This is a genomic window from Alkalihalobacillus sp. NPDC127517 (assembly GCF_050276055.1).
Lineage (GTDB): Bacteria > Bacillota > Bacilli > Bacillales > Bacillaceae_D > Alkalicoccobacillus.
In genome coordinates this window covers 134353-159804 of sequence record NZ_JBNNQX010000005.1, presented here as the reverse complement: position 1 = coordinate 159804, position 25452 = coordinate 134353, and the positions used below count along the sequence as shown (strand labels likewise).

Annotated in this window: 25 protein-coding genes and 1 other annotated feature; of the genes, 17 read left to right on the top strand and 8 right to left on the bottom strand. The window is 41.1% G+C overall.

Annotation, left to right across the window (positions count from 1 at the left end; translation table 11 throughout):
- The first annotated feature begins 126 nt into the window (after positions 1–126).
- Both ACQKKO_RS08205 and ACQKKO_RS08200 read left to right on the top strand, forming a co-directional pair.
- The gene (locus ACQKKO_RS08205; RefSeq protein WP_498646077.1) at positions 127–831 is read left to right on the top strand and encodes an ABC transporter ATP-binding protein; all 705 of its coding nucleotides are present in this window, start codon (positions 127–129) and stop codon (positions 829–831) included.
- The gene (locus ACQKKO_RS08200; protein ID WP_498646075.1) at positions 828–1904 is read left to right on the top strand and encodes an ABC transporter permease; all 1077 of its coding nucleotides are present in this window, start codon (positions 828–830) and stop codon (positions 1902–1904) included. Before ACQKKO_RS08205 ends, ACQKKO_RS08200 begins: the two co-directional genes overlap by 4 nt.
- Positions 1905–2090: 186 nt before the next feature.
- Here ACQKKO_RS08200 and ACQKKO_RS08195 read toward each other — a convergent pair whose 3' ends face one another.
- A complete protein-coding gene (locus ACQKKO_RS08195) occupies positions 2091–2915 on the bottom strand; it encodes a sugar phosphate isomerase/epimerase family protein (RefSeq protein ID WP_498646072.1) in 825 nt (274 codons plus the stop codon).
- A 163-nt stretch (positions 2916–3078) separates the two neighbouring features.
- On the opposite strand from ACQKKO_RS08195, the gene ACQKKO_RS08190 reads away from it, so the two are divergent.
- Complete coding sequence (locus ACQKKO_RS08190) at positions 3079–3609, top strand: GNAT family N-acetyltransferase (RefSeq protein ID WP_498646333.1); 531 nt, start codon at positions 3079–3081, stop codon at positions 3607–3609.
- A gap of 25 nt (positions 3610–3634) precedes the next feature.
- Here the strand turns inward: ACQKKO_RS08190 and ACQKKO_RS08185 are convergent, their stop codons facing one another.
- The 3 genes from ACQKKO_RS08185 to ACQKKO_RS08175 form a co-directional block, all read right to left on the bottom strand.
- A complete protein-coding gene (locus ACQKKO_RS08185) occupies positions 3635–4756 on the bottom strand; it encodes an MFS transporter (RefSeq protein WP_498646070.1) in 1122 nt (373 codons plus the stop codon).
- Positions 4757–4834: 78 nt separating this feature from the next.
- Positions 4835–5341, bottom strand: coding sequence for a TetR/AcrR family transcriptional regulator (locus tag ACQKKO_RS08180; RefSeq protein ID WP_498646069.1), 507 nt, complete (start codon positions 5339–5341; stop codon positions 4835–4837).
- Positions 5342–5446: 105 nt separating this feature from the next.
- Complete coding sequence (locus tag ACQKKO_RS08175; RefSeq protein ID WP_498646067.1) at positions 5447–5797, bottom strand: DUF2200 domain-containing protein; 351 nt, start codon at positions 5795–5797, stop codon at positions 5447–5449.
- A 102-nt stretch (positions 5798–5899) separates the two neighbouring features.
- Positions 5900–6160 (top strand) — a binding site (T-box leader).
- Between the two features lie 63 nt (positions 6161–6223).
- Between ACQKKO_RS08175 and ACQKKO_RS08170 the strand changes: the two genes are divergently transcribed.
- The 11 genes from ACQKKO_RS08170 to ACQKKO_RS08120 all read left to right on the top strand — a co-directional run bounded on the left by ACQKKO_RS08170 (position 6224) and on the right by ACQKKO_RS08120 (position 18196).
- Entirely contained in the window at positions 6224–7423 is a 1200-nt protein-coding gene (locus ACQKKO_RS08170; RefSeq protein WP_498646065.1) for an MFS transporter, read from the top strand.
- Between the two features lie 457 nt (positions 7424–7880).
- Entirely contained in the window at positions 7881–9527 is a 1647-nt protein-coding gene (locus tag ACQKKO_RS08165) for a glycoside hydrolase family 43 protein (protein ID WP_498646063.1), read from the top strand.
- A gap of 250 nt (positions 9528–9777) precedes the next feature.
- The gene (locus ACQKKO_RS08160; RefSeq protein ID WP_498646061.1) at positions 9778–11037 is read left to right on the top strand and encodes an extracellular solute-binding protein; all 1260 of its coding nucleotides are present in this window, start codon (positions 9778–9780) and stop codon (positions 11035–11037) included.
- Between the two features lie 60 nt (positions 11038–11097).
- The gene (locus ACQKKO_RS08155) at positions 11098–11973 is read left to right on the top strand and encodes a carbohydrate ABC transporter permease (protein ID WP_498646060.1); all 876 of its coding nucleotides are present in this window, start codon (positions 11098–11100) and stop codon (positions 11971–11973) included.
- A gap of 95 nt (positions 11974–12068) precedes the next feature.
- On the top strand, positions 12069–12890 hold the full coding sequence (locus ACQKKO_RS08150) for a carbohydrate ABC transporter permease (RefSeq protein ID WP_343132055.1): 822 nt from the start codon (positions 12069–12071) through the stop codon (positions 12888–12890).
- A 15-nt stretch (positions 12891–12905) separates the two neighbouring features.
- Positions 12906–13331, top strand: coding sequence for a hypothetical protein (locus ACQKKO_RS08145; protein ID WP_498646058.1), 426 nt, complete (start codon positions 12906–12908; stop codon positions 13329–13331).
- A gap of 22 nt (positions 13332–13353) precedes the next feature.
- Positions 13354–14319: a glycoside hydrolase family 43 protein gene (locus ACQKKO_RS08140; RefSeq protein WP_498646056.1), complete on the top strand. Its 966-nt coding sequence runs from the start codon at positions 13354–13356 to the stop codon at positions 14317–14319.
- A gap of 18 nt (positions 14320–14337) precedes the next feature.
- Positions 14338–15819: an alpha-N-arabinofuranosidase gene (locus tag ACQKKO_RS08135; RefSeq protein ID WP_498646054.1), complete on the top strand. Its 1482-nt coding sequence runs from the start codon at positions 14338–14340 to the stop codon at positions 15817–15819.
- 194 nt (positions 15820–16013) lie between these two features.
- Positions 16014–16481 (top strand): DinB family protein, encoded by a 468-nt coding sequence (locus ACQKKO_RS08130; RefSeq protein ID WP_498646050.1) that lies wholly within the window; start codon positions 16014–16016, stop codon positions 16479–16481.
- A gap of 1 nt (position 16482) precedes the next feature.
- Entirely contained in the window at positions 16483–17016 is a 534-nt protein-coding gene (locus ACQKKO_RS08125; protein WP_498646047.1) for a hypothetical protein, read from the top strand.
- Between the two features lie 109 nt (positions 17017–17125).
- The gene (locus ACQKKO_RS08120; RefSeq protein ID WP_498646046.1) at positions 17126–18196 is read left to right on the top strand and encodes a M42 family metallopeptidase; all 1071 of its coding nucleotides are present in this window, start codon (positions 17126–17128) and stop codon (positions 18194–18196) included.
- 181 nt (positions 18197–18377) lie between these two features.
- Here the strand turns inward: ACQKKO_RS08120 and ACQKKO_RS08115 are convergent, their stop codons facing one another.
- On the bottom strand, positions 18378–18992 hold the full coding sequence (locus ACQKKO_RS08115; RefSeq protein ID WP_498646044.1) for an esterase/lipase family protein: 615 nt from the start codon (positions 18990–18992) through the stop codon (positions 18378–18380).
- 223 nt (positions 18993–19215) lie between these two features.
- On the opposite strand from ACQKKO_RS08115, the gene ACQKKO_RS08110 reads away from it, so the two are divergent.
- The gene (locus ACQKKO_RS08110; RefSeq protein WP_498646042.1) at positions 19216–21618 is read left to right on the top strand and encodes a right-handed parallel beta-helix repeat-containing protein; all 2403 of its coding nucleotides are present in this window, start codon (positions 19216–19218) and stop codon (positions 21616–21618) included.
- Between the two features lie 309 nt (positions 21619–21927).
- A complete protein-coding gene (locus ACQKKO_RS08105; RefSeq protein ID WP_498646041.1) occupies positions 21928–22380 on the top strand; it encodes a hypothetical protein in 453 nt (150 codons plus the stop codon).
- On the opposite strand, the gene ACQKKO_RS08100 is transcribed toward ACQKKO_RS08105, so the two are convergent.
- Complete coding sequence (locus ACQKKO_RS08100) at positions 22328–22963, bottom strand: YpmS family protein (protein WP_498646038.1); 636 nt, start codon at positions 22961–22963, stop codon at positions 22328–22330. The two genes, ACQKKO_RS08105 and ACQKKO_RS08100, sit on opposite strands and share 53 nt — an antisense overlap.
- Before the next feature lie 4 nt (positions 22964–22967).
- On the bottom strand, positions 22968–23876 hold the full coding sequence (locus ACQKKO_RS08095; RefSeq protein ID WP_498646036.1) for a GDSL-type esterase/lipase family protein: 909 nt from the start codon (positions 23874–23876) through the stop codon (positions 22968–22970).
- Positions 23877–24110: 234 nt separating this feature from the next.
- Between ACQKKO_RS08095 and ACQKKO_RS08090 the strand changes: the two genes are divergently transcribed.
- The gene (locus ACQKKO_RS08090) at positions 24111–25097 is read left to right on the top strand and encodes an aldo/keto reductase (protein WP_498646033.1); all 987 of its coding nucleotides are present in this window, start codon (positions 24111–24113) and stop codon (positions 25095–25097) included.
- A gap of 110 nt (positions 25098–25207) precedes the next feature.
- On the opposite strand, the gene ACQKKO_RS08085 is transcribed toward ACQKKO_RS08090, so the two are convergent.
- The gene (locus ACQKKO_RS08085) at positions 25208–25435 is read right to left on the bottom strand and encodes a thiazolylpeptide-type bacteriocin (protein WP_498646031.1); all 228 of its coding nucleotides are present in this window, start codon (positions 25433–25435) and stop codon (positions 25208–25210) included.
- Positions 25436–25452 lie beyond the last annotated feature (17 nt).

Here is a 25452-nt window from a genome sequence, read left to right as displayed (position 1 = left end):
CTCAGGAGATAGCGAATAAAGAAGGAGCTTAGTGATCAAATCTAGAAGTTTCTAGATAGAATGAGAATGCGTAACTCTGAAATAAATAGAACGTGATGAGATGAATATAAAGGAGTCGGTACGATCATGTTGAGCATAAACCAAGTGAGTGGGGGGTATCTGAATCGAAAGATCATCCAAGACATCACATTTGATATTCAACCCGGTGAAATCGTTGGATTAATCGGATTAAATGGTGCTGGAAAAAGCACAACCATCCGCCACATGACAGGCGTACTAAAACCTCACAGCGGACAGATCACCATTGATAAACAAGATTGGATGAGCCAAAGAGAGAAACTTGCTCACATTCCTGATAAGCCAGAGTTGTATCCGAACCTAACAATGAATGAACATTTTCAATTCATAAAGAAGGTTTATCAACTTAAAGAGGATGATTATTTAAACCATTTAATTGATAGATATTCATTAGGGATTCACTTAAACAAATATCCTCATGCATTATCAAAAGGGACCCAGCAGAAAGTCTCAATTATTAGTGCACTAATTTCAAATCCAACCTATCTCGTAATCGATGAACCGTTTATGGGGCTTGATCCCAAAGGATTAAAATTCTTCAAAGAAGATCTAATTAGACTTAAAGAAGAAGGATGTGGTCTGATCATTTCTACACATATGTTAACGATTGCAGAGCATTTATGTAATAGAATCGTTGTTTTACATAGGGGAAGGCAGCTGCGTTATAGTGATCGGTCGTATCTTCGTCCAGAGGATTTTAATGAGTCTGATTTAGAAGAACTATTTTTCTCGCTCACAGAGGCTGCAGAATGAAAGAGTTATTTATTGAACGGTATCAGCAGTCTATGCGACAAAGTATGAAGCTACTGACAAAGGCATTCAGTCATAGTGGTGTATTTGGTGTGATTCCTTTTGCAATGCTCCTTATGTATGTAGTGGTGATGTTTTTAAGAGACGAGAGCTATGAATCTTATTATCATTCAATCGTCCTCACAGGAATCTTCTTTCTTTTTGTACTTAACAAAGGAATCATAAGCTTTATCAATCAATTTGATGAGGTTTATCTGGCTCCTAGAATCATGCATATGCGCAATTACTTTCGCTGCATTATTGCTTTTAATCTCGGTATACAAAGTATAAAAGTTACTGTATTCACCGTGTTTCTGTACTATGTCTATGCTTTGGGGATAGGAGAATTCATGGCTTTATTTGTCCTTGTGCAATTAGTAGGGATGCTGCATATCCTTTCGCTTACCCTTATGATAAGCATCAGTTCAAAAAGACCCACTCTCCTATCTTTTGTATATCACCTTAGTCTAATTGTTAGTTTTTTGTTTTTGCTGGAAGCTCCTTCACTATTCGTCGTGATAGCTGTTGTGGGCATTCTACTTATAGGCATTCTTTATCATAAACATCTCATCTTTCCGATTCATTCCTGGCAGAGGTTGATCGCTTCTGAGGAGCGAAGCGTAAGACTTGCTATGCTGCTTTTAAGTAGTGTGATAGATGTAAAGTCGACTGCACGTTCTTGGAATCTCGTACCATTATGGTTTTTTGAGAAAAAAGAAGACCCAATGGTTTATTTTTTACTACGATCTGCAATCAGAGGAACTGAAGTGGGGAGGCACTTTGTTCGTGTCATCTTAGTCATGGGTCTACTCACCTTTTTTGTGAATAACATGATCGTTCTCATTCCTTTATTGGCGCTATCTCTCTACTTTAATTCGGTCCAATTTAATCAAGGGTTACACCAAGTTGGATATCTTCCCGTCCATTTCCCTATCCAAGAATGGCAAGTGCAAGTAGCAAAAGATCATTTGAAGATGGGAGCCGTTTTAGTACAATCAGTCATTGTAGTGGTGGTTTTTGGATTGAAATATATATGAAATAATTGAACGAGGCCGAAACATAACATTGATGAAGCGAGTAAAACACGAACATAACAATAAATCCGCTACAGGAGAATCCCTCACTTGTTCAAATAAAACCACGAATGGCGAATGATTCTGCGATCGAATCATTCGCCATTTTCTAATTGATCTTAGTTTTATCCCGGCCTCGGTTCGTTTGGATTATAAGTACGATGAAACCACTTTTCTAACTTCGGCAATTCCTTCCCACATGTCTCCAGGTCCATCGTAAACAAGTGTGAGGGGCCCTGAATACTGTAACTCTGAAACAACATCTAGACAATGAATTAACTCAGCTTTATCCATCGTTCCATCACGATTTGACTGAGCCTTCACATGAATGGATGTACTATGTGGAACCGTTTTTCGAAGTGAGGATAACTTATTTTCAGCAGAGAAGTTACCAAAATCTGAAATGAGCCCATTAATAGAAGACTGTTCATTTAAATACAAACAATTTTCAGCCGTTGAAGCTAAGGAATGAAAATTTTCGGTAATCACATGAACACCGTTTTCTTTACCATACTCGGCTAAATGGGTTAACTGCTCGGCAGCAAAAGCTAGTCGCTCCTTGTTATCCGGATGAGCTTCCCCACCTACTACTCGAATATGACTTGCTCCCACTTTAGAAGCAACTCTAATCCATTTCTTGATAAATGCAAGATCTGCTTTAAGCCTTATCGGGTTTTCACTTGATATGTCTCCATAGTCAAGTAGGAGTGTATCAAAACGAATACCCGCATGCTCCACGGCCGAGCGTAATGCTTGAAGGTATTCATCATCGATAGTTGGAAAGTGAGGATGAATAATCTCCATAGCGTCAAATCCTTTTTCGGACAAAAGTCCTGGAAGCTCCAATAAGGTGTGAATCTCTGGCTGAGTTGACACTTCAGTGATAATCGTTTGATTTTCTTCATCCCATTTCGTCCAATGTAAGGGTCCGAGCACTCGATTTAAGCTCCAAGAGGTTAGAGACAACGTGTTCATTTTATTTCCTCCTTTGACATTTAAACTTAATAATCCACTTAATAAAGTAGGTTAACTAAGTACAGTTTAACAGCTTAGAGTAATATTGCAATCGTTTTCAATGATTTAAAGATGATAAGATAGATGGTGTATTAAAGAAGTGAGAAAGGTAGTAGGTGAAATGATGATATTTACAACAGAAAGGCTACAAATTCGACCATTTAAAGATGAAGATTTTGAGGATGTTTTTCATATTTATTCGGATGAAGAAGCATGCCAATACCTTCTGCATTCTGCCTGGACGGAAGAAGACAAACAAGCTCATTTTAAGAAAAAGTTAAACAATCAAATACTGACAGATGAAAAGCCCTTAAGCTTAGCGGTTGTCAATCAGACTAAAGTGATTGGTGATTTATCCGTGTGGTACACCGGTATGAAAGATACGGTTGAAATTGGATATAGTTTTGCGCAATCGGCTGGTGGGAAGGGATACGCGAGTGAAGCAGTTCATGGGCTGATACAAAAGCTATTCATAGAAAACGGTGTTCACCGAATACAGGCTAATTTAGATGCGCGAAATAAAGCTTCGTTTAGGTTGTGCGAACGAGTGGGGATGAGGAAGGAAGCCCATTTTATTCAAGATTATTGGAATAAGGGCGAGTGGACAGATAGTGTTGTGTTTGGGATGCTACGATCTGACTTAGTTAAGAGATAAGGAGAGCTTAAACGAAGCTCTCCCTTTAGTTTTGTAGGTCACTTATTTTTACGGGAACAAGTAAGCCAAGTGAACAGATGATGGAAAAGATGATGAAACTAAATGAAAAGGAAGTCATTTGAATTAATTCTCCAGCAATAGCGGATCCAACAGTCTGCCCCACCCCTAGTAATAAAAAGGAAATGCTAACTCCCAGTGCAGGCATGTTAGAAAACTCCCTTGAACCCCAGACAATAAACAAGCCGGTCAGAAAGATGTATGAAATACCAAACAGGACAGCAGATAGGTAAATGGAAGGTGCAGAGGAACTTGTAATGAGATACATAGAAGCTGCTAAAACCATAACAGCAAACAAATAGGACATTCGAAGTCCTAGCTTGGAGATCACTACGCCTGCAACACCTCCGATTACTCCTGAGATACCCATGATAACCCAGAAGAATGAGCTTTCTTGATGACCCATACTGTATTGATCAGTTAGGTACGTTCTGGAAAAGGTCCAAAATATAGAGGAACCAATTCCCATTATAAGTGAGGCAATCATTAAGTATTTTGCTTTAACGAAAACGGAACGCTTGAAAAGGTTCACTTTAGAAATCTCCAACTTTTTAACTGGAATGATAAACGAGTTCCAAATGAGCACGATGAGTGCTACGAAAGCAAAAAAAGCAAATGCAAGTCGCCATTGGTCCGTTAATAGTAATGCAATTGGACCTGAAACAATAAGGCCAAAACTTGTGCCACTGTTAATCCACGTGTTTCCCTTATCGTGTTCCTTTTTCTCTAAAGAACTTACGACCACCTGACTAAATGCAGGAGAGGCCCATCCGCTTCCTAATCCTGCAATAAATGTTCCACTTGTAAGCACAAGAAAATGATAGGAGCTAGAGATCAACAACAACCCGATCACTGCAGTAAGTCCAGCAAACTGAATGACTCGTTTTTGCCCGAATGTGCGAATAAAGGATGAAGAGGTTAACAAGGCAAGGGTATAGGCAAAGTAAGCAGAGGAGCTTGATATACCAGCCTGCCTTTCTGTTAAAGCAAGACTATCCGTAATAGAAGGGAGAAATAATCCAAAACTAAATCGAGCAAATGAATACGTAATGGCTATCATTGCAATACCGGGAAACAATAGCTTCCACACAGTCATCATCTCCTTTTATATAGAACGATCACTATAATTTATAGTGAAAGAAAAAGTAAACAACGAGTTAAGGGTTGTTTACTGTTGAAAAATCGACCCAATCATTCTTAACGTTTCTTCACGGACTTGATTGGTGTCATGAATTTCTGACATCGCTGTAGCCCCTTCCAGCAACAAGGCTAAACGAAACGAATCTTTAGCAGAGTATCCGCAACCTTCAATAAACGAAATCAAGTGATTCTTGTGGTTAATCACATACTGACAAATCATATGATTTTTTCCTGGGAACTCTTCTTTTGCACGTAAAAACAAACAGCCATTCTGATGAGATTGAAGCCAGTCCAGATGTGCAGTGGCAATTGATAAAATAGTAGGAGAGTTGGTTTTAAGAAGCTCGAAGTATCTTTCCTCTCTTTTTCTTAGAACTTCTAAAATAAGCTCTTCCTTTGATTGGAAATGGTTGTAGAGCGTCATCAGGGATACGCCAGCATCTTCATGCACTCGCTTTATTCCAATAGAATGAAAGCCATTTTTATAAAATAATTGCTCTGCACTTGTAAGCAATGCTTCTCTTTTTTTGCTCATTGTTCTATTCACCTCTATATTGAGTGATCACTATATTTTTAACATAAATAAAGAAAGAGTACAAATAAAAACCTCTTGATCAGGCAAGAGGTTCATCCATGAGCATTATGCTCGCAAAATCTTCTCCATCTTTTTACCCTTAGCAAGCTCATCAATCAGCTTGTCTAAATAACGAATCTCACGCATGGTGGTCTCTTCAATATCCTCCACACGTACACCACAGACAACCCCTTTAATTAACTCTCTCGAAGGATTTATCTTATCTGCTTCCGCAAAGAATGTTTCAAAATCTGTTTTATTTTCAATGATCGCTTCAAGTTCGTCTTGCGTATAGCCAGTTAACCAACGAATAATCTCATCGACCTCTTCCTTGGTACGTCCTTTTCGCTCGGCCTTAGTTACATAATGAGGATAGACACTCGCAACGCTTGTTGTATAGATACGATGTTTGGACAAAGGGATCCCTCACTTACTTTTTTGTTTAGTGTATCACGAATTAGAGAGAAGTAACTCTTTACAACCAACCAATAAAAGGATAATATTATGAGAAATTCCACATCAAAAGCAATGAAAAGAAGAGTAGGCATAGGAACCATATACAGAGACCTCCGGTAGCTGAGAAGGAGGGGTGAGGAAACATGCTGAACCAAGTCTTGGAGCTGTGTATCGGATGGATTGTTCTATTCCTGATGGTGCAACGGGTTCTCCCGTTATAGAGATAAGGTATCGCAGGCTTTTCGCCATGCCGTACCTGATGAGGCTTCTTTAGTAATAAAGAAGCAAAATGGGGTGGCACCGCGACGGATACTCGCCCCCAAAACAAGTATGTTTTGGGGGTGAGTTTTTTTATTTGGGTTTTCAAATAAAAAGGAGGCGGTGTCATTGGGCAAATGGAAAACTCTTTTTTTATTACTGGGAGGCATTGGGATTTCAAATATCGGAGGCTGGGTGTACTTAATTGCCCTAAACCTTACTGTATTAAATGAAACGGGTTCGGTTCTAGCTGTTGGACTTCTTTATATTCTCGGACCGATTGCAACCATATTCTCAAATGCATGGGCTGGGAGTGTGATTGATCGGGTTAATACTCGACACCTGATGATTTGGTTAGATATAGGGAGAGCCTTATGTATTTTTTGCATACCTCTAATGCCATCTTTACCACTTATTTATTTGATTGCGCTGGTTGTGTGCATGGGAACAGCCATCTTTGAACCAACGTCGATGGTCATTATGACAAAGCTGATTCCAGAAGGCGACCGTCAGAAGTTTAACGCACTTCGAGGATTTATTAACTCATGCGGAACACTTCTCGGACCAATGATCGCAGGCGTTCTCTTCTGGATAGGTTCAACCGACACAGCCATTATTGTAAATGGGGTGGCTTTACTGCTTTCAGCCGGGGTTATTATGCTTTTGCCTAATGTAGAAGCAGCGAATGAAGAAAAAGCGGAGCCGCTCACATGGAAGTTGATTAAAAGTGATTTTCATACCGTTCTGTTGTTTAGTAAATCATCGGTATACATTGTTAAAGTCTATTTACTATTCGCAGGAACGATCTTTGTGATGACTGCCGTTGATTCAATAGAAGCAGGCTTTGCGAAGGAAGTGATTCTTTTATCAGATTCCACGTATGGATTTTTACTAGCCATATTTGGGATAGGTATTATTGCTGGGACAATCATTAACACACTATTTGTGAAAAAATTGAAGCTGCATTTTCTGATTGGATTTGGCTCTGTTTTAGCTGCTGTGGGCTATCTTTTATATTATAGCTCGCAAGGCTTTCTCGGTGCGGCAGTTGCCGTGTGGATTATGGACTTTGCTTCGATTTTCGCTAGCACAGGATTCTTGACCTTTTATCAAAATCAAATTCCTGTAGCCATGATGGGACGCTTCGGCAGTATCTTTGGATTGGCTGAAGCTTTGATGATTATTGTTTTGACCATGATGGTCGGAATCTCAGCGGAATGGGTTGGAATTCGGCCAGCAGGATGGGCAGGTTCGTTGGGGCTCTTGTTGCTTGGAGGTTGGCTGGGTGTTGTTGTGATGAGGAAGGCGGGGAGGAGGTATTTTGTTTAGAGGCATGTGTTGGAGTGCGAAAGTGGGATCGATGAAGAGAGAGTGAAATCAACGAAAAGAGTGCGGAATCGACGAAGAAAGAGCGGAATCAACGAAGAGAGGAGAGAATCAACGAAGAGAGTGTGGAATCGACGAAGAGAGTGCGGAATCGACGAAGAGAGTGCGGAATCAACAAAGAGAAGGCGGAATCGACGAAGAGAGGAGAGAATCAACAAAGAGAGTGCGGAATCGACGAAGAGGGAGCGGATTCAATCAAAAGTAAGCACTTCAATAATCAAAAAGGAGATGTAACAAGTCTTTTCTAGGAGGCTTGCTACATCTTCTTTTACCTTTTGATCAATCAAACCATAACCATAGCTTTTATTTTCTAAACTTCTTATATAGTTGTACGTATAAGACCGACATGTTAGCATATTAATGTAAGCGTTATCAAAAAATCTTGAAGGGAGATTGATTGATGAGAGTACCTCGTAAAATTGGTTATGCTGCTGGTGCTTTAGCTCTGGGTTTGTTGACGGTTGGTTTCTATAGTGAGAGCGGAGGGGCTGCAATGACGCAAAAGACAACGGAGGAAATTCAATTTCAGAATGCCACGGTTCACGATCCTTCTATTGTGAAGGAAGGAGACACGTTTTATGCGATTGGTTCTCATATTGATGGCGCGAAATCGACTGATTTGATTAACTGGGAGAATTATACGAATGGCTATACTACGCCAGGCAACACCATGTATGGGGACCTGTCATCTAATTTAGCAGAATCGTTTGAGTGGGCGGGGGAGAATGACGCAGATAGTCGCGGGGGTTATGCTGTCTGGGCTCCTGAGGTCATTTGGAATGAGCATTATGTAAACGAAGATGGATCAAAGGGTGCGTACATGATGTATTATAGTGTGTCTTCTACGTACATTCGTTCAGCTATCGGGTATGCAGTATCAAAGGATATGGATGGACCTTTTGAGTACGTAGATACAATCATGTATTCAGGATTTCATGAAGACGATGCGTATGATGCAAACAGCGATGTGAATAAAAATTGGGAGAATACAAATATACCGGACTTAATTGATGAAGGTGTGTTAGAAGAACCGAATCCAGAATGGTTCACAGAGAACGGTGGGTACAATTATCGCCTGTTCACAAATTCGATCGATGCAAATCTCTTTTTCGACGAGTCGGGCTCTTTGTGGATGACTTATGGCTCTTGGGCAGGTGGAATTTATGTATTAGAAGTAGATTCGGTGACTGGTCAACCTATCCACCCCGGTGAGGACGGAACAACAGAAGACGGGCGAATGATTGATCGATATTTTGGTACAAAGATTGCAGGGGGCTATGGTCACTCAATCGAAGGTCCTTACGTCTACTACGACCAGGAACAGAATTATTATTATTTGTTTACAACGTATGGTGGATTAAGTTCAACAGGTGGATACCAAATGAGAGTCTTTCGCTCTGAATCACCTAATGGTCCGTATGTAGATGGGTCCGGTCAAGCAGCGGTATTTCCAGAGTCTTTAGATGATGGGACAGTGCGTAACAAGGTTGGAAGTCGGGACCATGAGGGAATCGGAAATAAACTGATGGCGAATTTCCAATTTGACGAGGGAGATACAAGTTCAGGCTATCTATCTCCTGGACATAACTCCATTTATGTTGATTCTGAAACGAATGAACGCTTTGTAGTCTTTCATACTAGATTCCCAGATAGCGGCGAAATGCATCAATTACGAGTTCACCAGTTCTTTATGAATAAAGAAGGATGGCCTGTTGTTTCTCCATACAGACATGCAGGAGAGGTTGAAGAGAGTGTTGGACGTCAGGAGTTAATTGGAGATTATCAAGTAATAGAACATGGAACAGAATTAACCGCAGAGATTAATCGACCACTCCAAGTAACGTTGGAAAAGAACAATAAAATCTCTGGTGATCGGACTGGAGCATGGAAACGCATGGGTCATAACCGAGCGGAGATCAATTTAGAGGGGACCACCTATGAAGGAGTCTTCTTGACGCAATATAATCCAAATGAGGCTGCATATGTGCATACATTTACACTCACATCTAAGGATGGAGAAGCCTTATGGGGCACAAAAATGAATTAGGCAAAAAAGCGCAGAGGATACATTTCTCTGCGTTTTTTGCAGCTTGATGTCGAATACAATTGTATGAAAAATTCCATATTTATGTTGCTAAGAAAAGAAACAATCGTTATAATCAAAAATAAGTTATACGTACAAATATAAATAAAAGGTACTAGGTTTATTTATATATGCGTATAGAATAAGTAGTAAATTCGTTTTTTTTTATACTTACTGAAAGCGCTATCATATTTTAATGGGGGGAGTTACAAAAATGAAAAAGGTAACTGGACTGGTTGCTGTTCTTGGAGCAACAATGCTTTTGGGGGCATGTGGGAATGATGAGTTTACGATTGAGTTTTGGACACCTTTAACTGGTGATGACGGGGCCAATATGGATGCGCTTGTAAAGGAATACAACGAAACCGATCCTGAGTACAAGGTGAATCACGTTATTACCTCTGACATGTACACGAAAATGTATACAGTGTTGAATTCAGGGAACGGAATTCCAGACTTGTCCATCATTCACGCAGATCGTGTTCCAAACTTTGTGGATCAGGATCTACTTGAACCGATGACAACCATTATGGGACAGCAGTCGGAGTTAAAAGAAGATAATTATTTAACGGAAGCGTGGACAGCCGGAGAAGTAGACGGGACGCAGTATACGATTCCTTTAGACATTCATGGTAGTGCGATGTATTACAACGAAGATTTACTTGCTAAATACGGAGTAGAGAGTTTTCTAGATGATAATGTAGTGACGTTTGATGAGATGCTTTCATTACAAGGGGAGTTAGATGAAGGCGATTATGTATTAAATGACTCTCTATTAGGTTGGGTTGTATTGGCTCAAATTCAAAATTTAAATGGAGACATTGAAGATGAGGCAGGGAATCCAACGGTTAACACGCCTGAGATGAAGGAAGCAATTGAAGCGATTAAGGAATTATCAGAGGCTGGAATCATGACACCATATGGGGAAGACGGATATCTGATGTTTCAGTCTGGGAATGTACTATTTTCAACGGATGGAACGTGGAGCTCTATTGGGCACTCACAGGTTGAGAGCTTAAACTACGGAGTAACCAACACGTATGCCTTTGATCCATCGAACTTCCACAATCGAGCATCTTCTCACCTCTTTGCTTTATTAACAAGTGAGGATCGGACAGATGAGAAGGAACAAGGCATTGGTGAATTTCTAGAGTATATGAGAGCCAACTCTATTGAATGGGCGGAAGCCGGACAAATTGTAGCAAGTGTGGATGTAGCAGAAAGTCCTGAATACGAAAATTATTTACAATCCTTCTTCACGTCTACTGAAGAAGAAACAGATTCCTTACACATCTATACGTACCGTCACTATCCGTATGTAGCTGAAGCTGTAGATATGTACGCAGCAGATATGGTTCATGGTGAGATTGATGTTGATGAAGGGTTAGCAGAAATGCAGCGCTTTGTTGAAGATAAGATTCAAGAAGGTGCGCTTGATCTAGAGAATGTGGTGGATGAAGAGGCAGAAGAATAATAAAGGTGAGACTGGGGCGATATGCCCCGGCTTTTCCTATGAAAGGAGTGTATAAATCAGATGAAAAAAGCGAACCTGAGTCCTATTCTTTTTGTTGGTCCGCATATTGTTCTGTTTTTAGTGTTCATTCTCTTACCAACGATCTTCGGAATTTATGCATCGTTTACCAAGTGGAATATGATAAGTGACCCAGTGTGGGTGGGTTTAGACAACTATCGAACGATTTTGTTTAACTCAGATTCAACATTCTATCAGCAGTTTTACAATGGAATGAAAAACACATTCATTTTTGTGTTAATTACTGTTCCATTAATGATCATCATTCCACTATTAATAGCAGTTGCTTTAGAGCAGAAGGACGTAAAGTTTAAGAATATGTTTCAAACATTGCTTTATATTCCAGGTCTGATTTCCATTTCAGCTGCATCTCTTATTTGGTCACTAATCTTTAATAAGCAACTTGGTGTAGCAAATAATCTCTTTGGGTCAGATGTGGTCTGGTCAGCAACTCAACCATACGCTTGGATTACGATTATCGCCATTACGATATGGGCAGGAATCGGTGGGAACATGATTATTTATCGTGCTTCAATCAACGGGGTTTCACCTGACTTGTATGAATCTGCTGAAATTGACGGTGCTGGATCGTTCCGAAAATTTCTTAATGTCACATTACCATCCATTCGCTTTCCATTAATTTTCACCTTAGTCATGACAACTGCTGGTTCCTTTAATGTGTTTGCTCAGCCTTTAATGATGACAAGTGGTGGACCACAGCAAAGTACGACGGTTCTCATGATGTACATTCGTGATCTGGCATTTAGTCATGGTCAATCCATTGCAGGTGTGGCTTCGGCAATGGCCGTTATGCTTGGACTTGTTATTCTTGTGATCTCTGCCATTCAATATTATCTGATGAACCGTAATGCGGTGTAGAAGTCAAACTGTAAAGGAGGGTCAACATGGCAAAGCCAACGGTCACTCAATCAAAACCAATTAAACTCAATAAAAGTAAGCGTTTTAGTCCATCTATGTATTTAGCCTATACATTTTTAATTCTAGTTAGTGCCATTTGGTTAGTACCTGTTTTATTTGGAATCACCACCTCATTTCGTTCACAAACAGAAGTAGTAAATGAAGGGTTTCGACTTCTACCCGTTAACTGGATTGTCGATAACTATGTGGCCATATTAGAGAATACATCAAGTGCTCCAATCCTCCAATGGATTTGGAACTCTATCTTTATCTCTACTACACATACATTACTTGTCATAGTCGTTATTTCAATAACAGGATATGGTTATACGCGTATGAAATTTAAAGGAAGAGATGTTCTCTTTTTCACGTTACTAGCCATTTCGTTTTTTCCTAATGTCGTAAACCTCATCCCTTCCTACAAAATTATTGATACGTTGGGCTGGGTTAATACGCCTTGGGCCATGATTGTTCCTGGTTTAGCAGGAATGGGGAATATCTTCTTAGTGAGGCAGTTCATGAAAGGAATCCCTAAGGAATTAGACGAATCCGCACGTGTTGATGGTGCAAGTGATTTCGTCATCTTTTTCCGTATCATTCTTCCATTAATTAAGCCAGTACTCATAGTATGCGGATTATTTTCATTTGTGGGTTCATGGAATGATTTTCTTTGGCCGGTTATCGTTTATACAGATGTACAGAAAATGCCGGTAACAGCAGGTCTATTGCTCCTTCAAGATGTGTACGGAAACTATCGAATGATTGGTCAATTAATGGGATCAGCTATACTCGCCATTATTCCGACACTTCTCCTATTCTTATTTGCACAAAAGTACTTTGTCCAGGCAATTAAGTTAAACGCAGGAATCAAAGGATAAAAGGGTGATTGATAGATGATGACGATCAAACGAGGTATTGAGCGAAAGTTACTCATCGTTGCAGCAATTTGGAATGCATGTACGGCATTACTAACGATCTTCAGCTATTACAACTGGTTTGATCGTGAGGGAGCCGCCCGACTTGAGAGTCAGGAACTCAGTACTGCGATTGCGGGCTCTCAAATGGTGAACAATGTTCTGCAGGTGATCATGTTGTACGGTATCTTCGTATTAATAGGTGCAATGATTACCTTTGTAGTAGCTGTTAAAATCAAGGATCATACCATTCAAAAAGGTGCGGTGATTTGGATGGGAGTCTGGGGAGCAATCTTACTAGCATCTATGGACATTATTGGATTTTTGCTTGTATTAATCGCATTTGTAACGTATCTGGCTAAAAACAAAGCCATCAAGCTTACCGAGCAGGAGATGGCACACTAAACCAAGCATAGGAGTGAAACATATGACAACAAATACAACGTATAAAAACCCAGTAGTAGAGCAACGAGCCGACCCTTGGGTATACAAACATGATGATGGCTATTACTACATGACTGCGTCGGTTCCCGAATATGATCGTATTGAAGTAAGACGCTCCAAAACGATTAATGGACTAAGTGATGCAGAACCGAAAGTGGTTTGGAGAAAGTATGAGTCTGGACCATTAAGTGCAAATATCTGGGCTCCAGAAATACATCCAATAAACGGGAAATGGTACATCTATTTTGCGGCAGCTAGAACAACTGAAACCAAAGATGGCTTATTTGATCATCGGATGTTTGTTCTAGAAAATGAGTCTCCAAATCCATTGGAGGGTGAATGGAGCGAGAAGGGACAAATCAAAACAAAGTGGGAGTCTTTTGCGCTTGATGCGACTTACTTTAGTCACAACGGAACATCCTATCTCGTCTGGCCTCAAAAGGATCCAGACATTGAGGGGAACTCAAACCTTTATATCGCTGAGCTTGAAAACCCGTGGACCATCAAAGGAGAACAGGTAATGATTGCAACCCCTGAATATGACTGGGAGCGGATTGGATTCTTGGTAAATGAAGGCCCAGCGATCATTAAACGAAACGGGAAAGTCTTTCTCGCTTACTCCGCAAGTGCAACCAATCACCATTACTGCATGGGATTGATGTACGCGGATGAACACAGTGATTTGCTTGATGCAAATTCCTGGCATAAGCTGCCGGAACCTGTTTTCACAACTGATATCGCACATAGCCAATTTGGTCCCGGTCATAATAGCTTTACCGTTTCAGAGGATGGAGCTGAAGATGTGCTAATCTATCATGCTCGTAATTATAAAGAGATTACTGGCGATCCATTATATGATCCAAATCGTCACACAAGAGCACAGACATTCACTTGGAATGATGACGGATTTCCAGAGTTCGGCAGGCCTGTACCTGATGCACAGAAATAAAAGAGATGAGGGAAGATGATGAGTCAGAAAGCAATTATTAATAGTGATATTCATAAAGGAACAATAAATAAAAACATATACGGACATTTTGCGGAACACCTAGGCCGTTGCATTTATGAGGGGTTTTGGGTAGGCGAGGACTCGGATATGGACCATACAAATGGAATCAGGAATGATGTGGTAGCTGCATTAAAAAAGTTAAACATCCCTATCCTACGTTGGCCGGGTGGGTGCTTTGCCGATGAATACCATTGGAAGGATGGTGTAGGCCCTCGCGAAAACCGTAAGAGAATGGTGAACACTCATTGGGGTGGTGTTGTCGAGAACAACCATTTTGGTACCCATGAATTTATGATGCTATGTGAAATGCTAGAAACGGAGCCTTACATTTGTGGAAATGTTGGAAGTGGCACTGTTCAGGAAATGTCTGAATGGGTAGAGTATATGACCTTTGACGGTGAATCCCCGATGGCAAACTGGAGAAAAGAAAACGGCCGGGAAAAGGCATGGCCGCTCACTTACTTTGGAGTAGGTAACGAGAACTGGGGCTGCGGCGGGAACATGCGCCCTGAATTTTATGCAGATCTGTACAGACAATTTCAGACCTATGTCCGTAACTACGGAGACAATAAAATCTACAAAATTGCCGGTGGAGCGAATGTAGATGATTACAACTGGACAGAGGTCTTAATGCGTGAAGCTGGGTGGCTGATGGACGGATTGAGCCTACACTACTACACCATTCCAGGAGACTTCTTTAAAGGTAAAGGCTCGGCCCTAGATTCACGAGAGAGTGAATGGTACATCACGATGAAAAAAGCGTTGCATATGGACGAGTTAATCACCAAACACTCGCTCATTATGGATAAATACGATCCAGACAAACGCGTCGGAATGATCGTAGACGAGTGGGGCACGTGGTTTGACGTAGAACCAGGAACAAACCCAGGATTTTTGTACCAACAGAACACCATTCGTGACGCACTAGTCGCCGGACTACATTTTCATATTTTCCAAAAGCACAACGAGCGAGTGCAAATGGCGAACATCGCACAAACCGTGAACGTACTCCAAGCAATGATCCTAACAGAAGGGGATAAAATGATTCTCACCCCAACCTATCACGTGTTCGAAATGTTTAAAGTGCATCAGGACGCGACCAAACTAGACGTCGATGTCGCAAGTGACCCATACGAATGGAACGGCGAGAACATCCCGGCTGTCAGCGTCCAAGCCTCAACAAAAGATGGACGCATCCACATCAGCTTCTGCCATGTGGATCACCAGAACCCGACCACTGTGCAACTTGATGTGCGAGGGTATGAAGATAAATTAGATCAAATCACAGGAAGGATTCTAAGTGCTGGAGAAACGAATGCTCATAATACATTTGAAGACCCAGAGCAGGTAAAACCACTGCCTTATAAAGACTTTACCGTGAATGGATCTCAGATTGAGCTACGTCTGCCGCCGATGGCTGTTGGAGTGCTGACTATTTGAGGTGATGAGGTGCGCGAGTGAAGGCAAGAATGCGCACAATTAGATATATTCAACTAAAAAATATTGAAAAACCACCAAGGTTAGGTGGTTTTTTTTCGATGGAAATCAATCTCCACAATATTGGATACTTCTAGAGGAATTAAAAAAAATTAGGAGAATAGATGATAAAAGGCGCCAAAAGGAGGTAACACCATATGAAAAAAACGATTAAACAATATGAGGAATTAATTGAGCGATGTAAATCGTATAAAGATTTAGAAGAGAAGGTATTAACCACTCCTATCAAGGATGGCGGCTGGTCCATAAGAGAAATCATTGGACACTTATACGGATGGGATAAACACAATCTATTATATATGGTACCAAACATGAATCATGGCGCTGATTTGCCGGCATTTCCAAACCATGATGTTCAGAATCTTAATGTTTTAAAAGGACTAAAGGGTAACTCTGTTTTTGAGATTATGGATCTCTTTTTAGAGAATAGAAAAGAATTGATTCAGATAATATCAAGTGTTAATCCAGAAGATCGATTTACGATTGGTGGAAAGAAAAGAGCGTTTACTGCAGAGAGCTTTTTGAAGATATTTGTTAAACATGATGCGCATCATACCATCCAAATAAATCAATACTTAGCTAATCAAGAAGGAGACAACAAATAATTTGAACAAGACGCATATACAGAGATATGTGTTCATAACCATCTTAATTCTATTCATAGCAACTCTCTTTTTTGCCGTTGGACATGCTGTTGGTGAGCAGAACGAAAAACGATCAGACAAAGAGAGTATCGTTTTAGGCCATAGCTTGTTCCAATTGTTTATGGCTACGACTGAGATAAATGAAGTAAGACATTTAGAAGATGAAGAGCAAAAATTACGTATAATTCATGAGAATCTTAAACAATTGAGTTTTTCTTCAACCATTATCAATACACTTACGAACGCAGAGGTTTTAAGCCCTATTGCAACAGAACTATCAGCGATACATGAGATGCTAAACTCAAATTTCTATAAAAACGGAGCGATATCAGAATTAGATAGAGAACGGTATGAAAGACTGTTCGACGAGATCCAAAACTTGCACGATGAGTTTTCTACGGTTTACTATGAGCCAAATTCAGAAGCGACGCTAAGAAAGAGTGTGACTGACTTCGGTGTATTAGTTGAACAGAAAGAGAGATTACAGAACCAATAAAAACGACGCCACCTGTAACGTGCACACCTACTATTTTCAGACTACGTTATTTCGTATTCCTAACTAAAACGGTATACTAATTCTAAGCTATGTTAGAGGAGGATGCATCATGAAGAAACTACTTGAAGAATTAACGGGGTTGCATGGACCATGTGGAAATGAACAGCCGGTTAGTAAATGGATTAAAGAGCGTGTGACATCTCTTGCGGATGATGTTCGAGTGGACGCGTTAGGGAATGTATTTGCGACAAAAAAAGGGGATAAGCCGGGTCCGCATCTGATTGTGACTGCGCATTTGGACGAGGTTGGGTTTATTGCGAAGAAGATTGAGGATAATGGATTAATTCGCTTCGAGAAGCTTGGTGGGAATGATGATCGGCTGTTGTTAACACAAAAGGTTCAGCTGGGCACAAAGAAGGGGATGCTCACGGGAGTCATTGGGAGTATTTCTGCGCATTATGCGAAGTTTGATGATGCTAGCAAGGTGCGGAATCATCGAAATCTATACATAGATATTGGAGCAAAAAGTAAGGATCATGCGATTCAATTAGGCGTCGAGATTGGGACACCCATTACGTGGAAACCGAATATGGAGTACCTGGGTGATGAGTCGACAGGTCGCTTTGTAGGTAAAGCGTTTGATGATCGCGCGGGCTGCGCTGTGATCATTACAATGCTAGAAGAGCTTGTAGATACTACGTTTTCAGGTTCAATTACAACGATATTTACAGTTCAAGAAGAGGTCGGCTTGCGCGGTGCACAGGTTGCAGCTCGTCAAGTAGAGGCAGATGTAGCGATAGCAATCGACACAACTGCAGTAAGTGATACGCCGGAGGAAACAATGGACCAATCCCTTGCGCTAGGTGGAGGAACTGGAATCAAAGTGCTTGATTTTAGTCTCATTTCTCACCCTGCTGTACGCGATCGACTTGTTCATTTGGCTGAAGAGCAGAATATTTCACATCAAAAAGAAGTGTTCCCCGGAATCGGTACAGATGGTGGAGCGATGAGCCTGGCCAATCATGGTATACCGACGGGGGTTCTATCCATTCCTTCTCGTTATGCACATTCTCCAGTTGAAGTTATTGATATGGGAGACTTACAAGCAACAAAGGATTTGGTTAAGGCCTTTGTGTTGTCACTTGAAGAGGGGACGAGTTTTCCGTTTTTTGAAGAATAATAGAATAAAAAAGGAGCCCTTGATTTCTTGTAGAAAGTGTCCGACTAACGACTGAAAATGACTACGAACTCAAAGCAATTGGCGTCATGAAGGGAAGCTATGAGAAACAGCAGCAGAAGCTTTTCATTCGTGTATAAAGAAAAGCAAGGTGGCGACATGCCCCTTGCTTTTTCCTATTATTCTAGTTTTCCAAAGCCTCTACAATCAAGTTCTGAACTCTACTGTTTGATAATAAACCAATATGACTGACTCCAGTTACGTGAATGTTATTGGCTCCTGTAATGCGAGAAAGACTGTTTGAAACGATTAGATCAGAGCTGCTATAAATGGATGTGAAGTCTACTCCTGCTGGTACAGAGCTAGCTCCCAATCGGTTTGCTCCTCCCAATGTGATGACTTTATCAACCTGGTCCACGCCACCTAGTTGAGTCAGATAACGTAATGTATTTGAACCTCCCATACTATGGGCAATAATGTTGACCTCATTTGCGTCGTAGTTCCTTAATACATCCGTAATAAATTCTTGTAACTGTCTAGAGTTTCGAAGGTTGTTTCCTGAACGATCGGCGAAATTAATGGCGTGTAAATCTGCTGAGGCATAACCTACACCTCTTAAGTGACGTTCAATACTTGCAAAGTTATAACCAGCCCCACCTATCCCATGAACCAAAACAACAGGTTTCGTAAAATCAATTGAAGTAGCTTCTACTTCATCTTGCGCCTGAGTAGCGAGTGGCATCCCCCATGAAAGGGCGACTACAAGTATTGCAATGAGTGAAAAACGTAAGACTTTCATTTAACTCCTCCTAAGTAATCTATGATTTACGTTTACTCTATCATCACCTATTATCTGTATCTATAGATGGAGAGTTATCCCAATATTTACAGATCTTAATGATGGTAGATCTAGACGGACTTTAGCCTTATTTAAGACTAAAATGCAAATCGAATTGACCATCATTGAGAAAGCGCTTACAATTTAAGGTGTAATACATATAAACATACTGGGAGTTGATGTGATGAAAGGTGTGCCTGGGGTCGTTTTGTCATTTCTAGTCTTTGTCTTGATGTTTAGTCATGTAGGTGTAAGAGAAGGGAATGCTGCGGTAGTTGATCCAGAGGATTTAGTATGGGAGAATGTCACATTTGGACAATCAACAGACCTTAATTTCGCAGCAAACACCTTACCAGATAAGGTAGGCATAAACTATGCCGATCCGGAGAACCCTGGGACAATTGAGGGAGACATATTTATGGAGAGTCGTGGAGGGAAGTTAGCTCCTGGCCATGATGGACTTACTTTTTATTATACAACCTTAGATGCGCGAGACACGAACTTTATATTAGAGGCTGACCTTACATTTCACCAATTAGGACCTGAGACAGGGGCAGGTGCGAGTGGACAAGAGGGCGGAGGAATCATGGTTCGAGATGTCAATGGCAGTGCCCGTCAAGATCCTATGGTTGATGGATATGAGGAAGTTCCAGCTGCTTCAAATCTTGCGGCAGTCGGCCTCATGCGTGGAGGGATTAGTGCACTTGCACGAAAAGGAGTGGTAGAACCCTGGGGGAACCCGGGTAGCACGTGGATAAATAATGTCATTCAAGGTGTGCCGAATCTTCCGATGGATACTCCGGTACGGTTAAAGCTCGAGCGAACGGACACAGATTTTGTCATGACAGCTACGTTCACTCATGTAGATGGATCGCCTTCTTTTGAGCAAAAAATAGCAGGGGCGGATCTCGTTCAGCAAATGGATGAGGCGAACATGCAGCTTGGCTTCTATGCATCTCGTAATGCTGCTTTGACTGTAAGTAATGCAGAGCTAACTTTAAGCGAAGCTAATACAGTGCCTTCACCTGAGATACCAGCCAATGAACCTGATGTAGCCTTTCATGTGGTATCCCCTCAAGAATCTGGTTCAGATACGTATGAGTTAAGATCAATGGCGAACTACGACGGGAATGTAACCATTTGGAAAGATGGAGAAGTGGTTGTGACAGATGCGGCCGTTTCAGCAGACAAAGCCTATTCATTTGAAACTAAACTTCAAAGTGAGAAGACGCATTTCAAATTAGACTTTACCCCAGTCGATGCTCTAACGGAACAAACCATCACGCAGGAGATTAACGTCACTAAACGAGTATTTAAAGGCGGACAAGGGCTGTTTGTTTCGCCAGATGGATCAAAGGATGCGAGCGGAAAAAAGAATGATCCACTTGATCTAGAAACAGCGATCAAATATGTGAAGCCTGGCGAATCGATCTTCATGCGTGAAGGAACATACAAAAAAGCGATTAGCATCGCAAAACAGTACAGTGGAAAGGAAGGCAAGTTAAAGTCGCTTGTGCCGTATAAAGGCGAGACAGTGGTGTTTGATGGGGAGAACAGAGCTGGTAATCTGATTAGCTTAAATGCTGATTATTGGCATATTGCAGGATTTGAACTAACAAAATCTACTGGGAATGGTATGAGGGTAAATGGAAGCCACAATCTAATTGAATTAATGACATTTAGCTTTAATCAAAGTACAGGATTCCAGATTTCTGGTAGTGGGACGGATCCGGAGAAATGGCCACAGCACAACTATATTCTGAACAGTGTTGCTCATGACAATCGAGATGCTTCTGATATTAATGCGGATGGGTTTGCTGCAAAACTTGGAGTAGGAGAAGGAAACGTCTTCCAAGGTAATATTGCACACAATAACATTGATGATGGCTGGGATTTATATAACCGTACAAATGAGGGAGCAAATAAGCCAATTACAATGGATGGGAACATAGCCTATTCTAATGGGAAGCTCAGCAACGGCTACAATGAAGAGGGGACCTCAGGAAGTGGGTTTAAAGTAGGTGGAGAAGGTCTGCCTGTTGCTCATATTGTGAAGAATAATCTAGCATTCGATAACAATATGGATGGCTTCACGGATAACTTTAACCCAGGAACGATTATGATGAAAAACAATACCTCTATTGATAACAAACGGTACAACTATATTTTCCGGATTAATCCATATTTTGAGCCAGAGGAACAGGGCATTTTCACGAACAACCTGTCTATCTTTACAGATCCAGAACATGCACGAGCTGACTTTGTCTCAGGGAACGTAGACAAAACAAACTTCTTCTTTGACGGCGAGAAAACCGTGAACTCAGAAGGTGTCGTCATTGATGAGTCGCATTTCAAAAGTTTAACGGTTCCAGAGTTATATGAAAGAGATAAAAATGGAAACCTTATTTGGGGAGATTTTACGAGACTCTCTGACACGAGTTCTCTTATCAGAGCAGGTGAAGGAGGCAGCTACGTTGGAGCACTGCCACCAACCAGAATCTCTAAAAACCCTTCGCCACCTAATCGACCAGTTACACCGCCAGGACCACCTGTGACCCCACCAGGATTAAAGGATAAAGGAAAATAAGAAAGAGAGCAGTGCCTTTAGGAGGCGCTGTTTTTTTAGATGCGAGGAAAGTGCGCGGGAATGAAGGTGGGGTGCGCGAGTTGAGGGGTGCAAGACATCTATGGAGAACGAGAGCGGTTAATGCGAGAGTTGGACGTTTTGATTGAAAGTATACAGACGCGCGAGGGGGTTCCAGCAGCCTGGTGTACATTTGAAGATCCATTTGGGAACAGGATCGGGTTGTATCAGGAATTGGATTAGTAGATTGCGCGAGTGAAGTGCGTACGAACAAAGGCAAGATGTAGGCTTTACTGCTCGGAAATAATGGAAATGCGCAAAAAAAGGACTCACTGCTCAAAAACAGAAGAAATGCGCAAAAAAAGGACTCACTGCTCAAAAACAGAAGAAATGCGCAAAAAAAAAGCCTTACTGCTCAAAAATAGTAGAAATGCGCAAAAAAAGACCTCACTGCTCAAAAACAGAAGAAATGCGCAAAAAAAAGACCTCACTGCTCAAAAACAGGAGAAATGCGCAAAAAAAGACCTCACTGCTCAAAAACAGAAGAAATGCACAAAAAGTCGTCCCCACTGCTCAAAAACAGAGAAAATGCGCAAAAAAACCCTCGCTGCTCAAAAACAGATGAATCCACAAACCACTCCCTGCGCCCCCAAAATCAAAAAAAGCCCGCTCCCCAGCTCAAAACTAGGGGAGCGCGCCACGCAATCTGCTTCTACTCAATCGGCTCTGCCGGTTCAATACCGAGTGTCCGGTACGGTACAATAATTTTAAAAGCGAGGTCGTCTTCTTCTAGATTAATTCGCTCGACCTCGACTTGGAAGTTACTACGGATATCCATATCGGTAACCGCTACGTAGATTTCCTCGTTTTCTGGATTAACAGTGACCCATGGGGGCATTGGGAGGTAACGGTCTAGGTACTCCATAATCTTCTGGTTTGGAAGTTCGAGTAATCCTAAGGAAATAGATTCTTGTCTCAGAATGAGATCGCCGTTATCTTGTACGTCTGGTTCAAAGCGGACAGATAATGGAAGAGTTGTTGAAAAAACAGGTAGCTCACCAATTAAGTGAATGTCCTCATCTATTTCCAAACGGTAGTTATGATTTGTTCCTTCTAAGAATTGATCAATGTATGCGTTAGAAAGATCGTTAATATTTTGCTTGGTCGTTTGCACAATGAATTCAGAGCTTCGTCCCGGGTCATTGCTGTCGTCGTAAGAATAATTGACACTTGAGATCGGCCAGAAGATAAAGGTAAGTATGGTTGCGATCACTGCAATATTTAGGATTAGGAGCCCAACAAACCATCTTTTCCAATTTGTTGGGTTTTTAGGTTCTTTTGTTTTCATCGACTCATCCTTCGTCTTCACTTAAATAATCAAGCACACGTTGTGCCATAAGTTTATAGCCGGCATCGTTTGGGTGAAAACGATCATCAGCAAGTAAATCTGTATCCGTGTCTTCGAATATATCCTCGGTTGGAACAAAGAAAATCTGATCATCTTCTTCAGCGAATTCTTCTGTTTCATTATTCCAATCAGTCAGAATTTCGCCAAGCTCCTCTACATCTCCAAAGTACTGTAAATATGGATTATAAATACCAAGTAGATAGATATCTGCATTGGGATTTAACTCAAATATGGTGTCTGTAATTTCGTTTAATCGTTCGGCGTATTGTTCTCGTTCAATATCAAAAGGTTCCAATTTCAAATCAGTCACATTTTCTCGTAATACTTTCATTATGTCATTGGCTCCGATGGTCACGATGACGATGTCGGATTGCTGAATAGACTCTTCCACTTCTGGAAGGCTTAAGCGCTCAAGCATTTGTCCCGAACGGTTCCCTCTTTTTCCAAAGTTATTGACTGTGACAAGCTGTTCTGATTGATTGATGGATCGGTCGAGAATGCCAACATATCCACCTTCCTCGTTAACAGCGCCGACTCCTTGTGTTAACGAATCGCCAATTGCTGTAATCTTTGTTTCCCTATTTGAGAAGAATTGAATCGTGTTTTGTGCAGCTTTTACAATAAAATCAGAGAACGGAGAGGCTTGAGGTTCTTCTTCCTCTGTAGCTTCCTCTTCCACGTTATCTTCTGACTCCCCGTCCGGCTCCTCTATTGACTCCGGTTCCGTGGTTTCTTCATTATCTACAATCGTCACTTCTTGGAAGGACGGCTTTGTTTGAGTGGACTGATGAATATAAAAGCCTATACCAATCGCAATTAGCAAGCTTATAAAAAGTATCAATGGTTTTTTCATTTTTTATCACACCTAGGTCGAGGGTTATGGGTTATAAAAAGTTCCTAATAATCTATTGTATATGAGAGTGTAGTAGACAATCAATGATTTCAAAGATTGATAATCTTGGAAGAGATTAGAGGGTCTATCCCATTCCTATTCTTCCTAAGGGAAAAATATCCTACTCCTTGGAGGTTTAAACCTTTAGATGAACGGTAAAAGACGATTATGAATGATTGAGGAGGAGACTGACAGATGAATCAAAAAAATGAACTACTTACTCATAAAATAGGACTTGGCACAGCGCCACTTGGAAATATGTTTCGTGAAGTACCTGAGGAAGAAGCCCAAGCAACGATTGAGGCAGCGTGGGATGCAGGAATTCGTTACTACGACACAGCTCCCTTTTACGGTGCGGGTTTAGCGGAGCTTCGCTTAGGAAATTTTCTCTCTAAACGAAATCGAGATGATTTTGTGTTAAGTACGAAGGTTGGTCGCGTGATTGAAGATGAAACGGAAGAAAAGGAAGGACTTTTTGCAAATGGTCGAACCAATAAGGTGACCACAGATTATTCCGCAGAGGCCACTCATGCCTCCATTGATCAAAGCCTGCAAAGACTGCAAACCAATCGAATTGATTTTGTGTTTGTACACGATTTATCGCCTGATTATCACGGAGATGAATGGATTGCTAAATTTGAAGAAGCTAGAACGGGAGCCTTCCGTGTTCTAGATGACTTAAAAGAACAAGATGTGATTAAAGGATGGGGCCTTGGCGTAAACACTACGATCCCAATTGAGCTTGCACTACAGCTTGAAGAAGTGCATCCAACCATTAGCTTACAAGCAACTCAATACACACTTCTTGATCATGAAGACACCTTGCGCAGAATGATGCCTGAAGTCGAACAATCTAACGCGAGCATCGTTGTAGGTGCACCGTATAGCTCGGGAGCTTTGCTTGGTGGAGATAACTATAATTACGGCGATATCCCACAGGACGTTCAATCGAAAATTAACAAGCTAACAGAAGTAGCAGAATCTCACGGAGTCAGGCTAAAAGCAGCAGCCCTCCAATTTTCATTAGCACACCCAGCTGTTGCGGCAGTCATACCGGGATCAACTAGACCAGATCGTATTGAGGAAGATCTGAATGCTTTGCAAGAGAATATCCCAGAAGCATTTTGGCAGGAATTAATTGAAAAACAACTCATCTCAGCGGTGGCGCCATTACCGTTGTGATTAAAAGAGACATCCAGTTTGTGCTGGATGTCTCTTTACATAAATAGTGCTGATGTTATAATGACAGAAGAAAAGGCTATTGGGTTTCCAATAGCCTTTTCTAACCTAAATTATGTGGAGCAGGTAGAACTTGACCCGCATGTTGAGCAGTTGCTACCAAAGGATGAGCCACTGGTAGCAGCTGTTTCAGGAAGTGCGGTTGCTTCATTAATTTCAATGAATTCAAGGTCTTCTACATCTGCAAATAGTTCATTTAAATCTTCCTCTGAACTCTGCTCTTTATTCTCAGATTTGTTTTCTGTTGCTTTTAACTTTTCTTCTTCGTTTACATTTGACACTGATATCCTCTCCTTTT

Excerpts from the sequence above, each read along its gene's own strand:
- ACQKKO_RS08160 (WP_498646061.1), top strand. The coding sequence starts at position 9,778 with ATGAAAAAGGTAACTGGACTGGTTGCTGTTCTTGGAGCAACAATGCTT.
- ACQKKO_RS08100 (WP_498646038.1), bottom strand. The coding sequence starts at position 22,963 with ATGAAAACAAAAGAACCTAAAAACCCAACAAATTGGAAAAGATGGTTT.
- ACQKKO_RS08115 (WP_498646044.1), bottom strand. The coding sequence starts at position 18,992 with ATGAAAGTCTTACGTTTTTCACTCATTGCAATACTTGTAGTCGCCCTT.
- ACQKKO_RS08140 (WP_498646056.1), top strand. The coding sequence starts at position 13,354 with ATGACAACAAATACAACGTATAAAAACCCAGTAGTAGAGCAACGAGCC.
- ACQKKO_RS08155 (WP_498646060.1), top strand. The coding sequence starts at position 11,098 with ATGAAAAAAGCGAACCTGAGTCCTATTCTTTTTGTTGGTCCGCATATT.
- ACQKKO_RS08165 (WP_498646063.1), top strand. The coding sequence starts at position 7,881 with ATGAGAGTACCTCGTAAAATTGGTTATGCTGCTGGTGCTTTAGCTCTG.
- ACQKKO_RS08135 (WP_498646054.1), top strand. The coding sequence starts at position 14,338 with ATGAGTCAGAAAGCAATTATTAATAGTGATATTCATAAAGGAACAATA.
- ACQKKO_RS08110 (WP_498646042.1), top strand. The coding sequence starts at position 19,216 with ATGAAAGGTGTGCCTGGGGTCGTTTTGTCATTTCTAGTCTTTGTCTTG.
- ACQKKO_RS08130 (WP_498646050.1), top strand. The coding sequence starts at position 16,014 with ATGAAAAAAACGATTAAACAATATGAGGAATTAATTGAGCGATGTAAA.
- ACQKKO_RS08145 (WP_498646058.1), top strand. The coding sequence starts at position 12,906 with ATGATGACGATCAAACGAGGTATTGAGCGAAAGTTACTCATCGTTGCA.
- ACQKKO_RS08120 (WP_498646046.1), top strand. The coding sequence starts at position 17,126 with ATGAAGAAACTACTTGAAGAATTAACGGGGTTGCATGGACCATGTGGA.
- ACQKKO_RS08195 (WP_498646072.1), bottom strand. The coding sequence starts at position 2,915 with ATGAACACGTTGTCTCTAACCTCTTGGAGCTTAAATCGAGTGCTCGGA.
- ACQKKO_RS08180 (WP_498646069.1), bottom strand. The coding sequence starts at position 5,341 with ATGAGCAAAAAAAGAGAAGCATTGCTTACAAGTGCAGAGCAATTATTT.
- ACQKKO_RS08150 (WP_343132055.1), top strand. The coding sequence starts at position 12,069 with ATGTATTTAGCCTATACATTTTTAATTCTAGTTAGTGCCATTTGGTTA.
- ACQKKO_RS08105 (WP_498646041.1), top strand. The coding sequence starts at position 21,928 with ATGCGCAAAAAAAGGACTCACTGCTCAAAAACAGAAGAAATGCGCAAA.
- ACQKKO_RS08090 (WP_498646033.1), top strand. The coding sequence starts at position 24,111 with ATGAATCAAAAAAATGAACTACTTACTCATAAAATAGGACTTGGCACA.
- ACQKKO_RS08095 (WP_498646036.1), bottom strand. The coding sequence starts at position 23,876 with ATGAAAAAACCATTGATACTTTTTATAAGCTTGCTAATTGCGATTGGT.
- ACQKKO_RS08205 (WP_498646077.1), top strand. The coding sequence starts at position 127 with ATGTTGAGCATAAACCAAGTGAGTGGGGGGTATCTGAATCGAAAGATC.
- ACQKKO_RS08190 (WP_498646333.1), top strand. The coding sequence starts at position 3,079 with ATGATATTTACAACAGAAAGGCTACAAATTCGACCATTTAAAGATGAA.
- ACQKKO_RS08200 (WP_498646075.1), top strand. The coding sequence starts at position 828 with ATGAAAGAGTTATTTATTGAACGGTATCAGCAGTCTATGCGACAAAGT.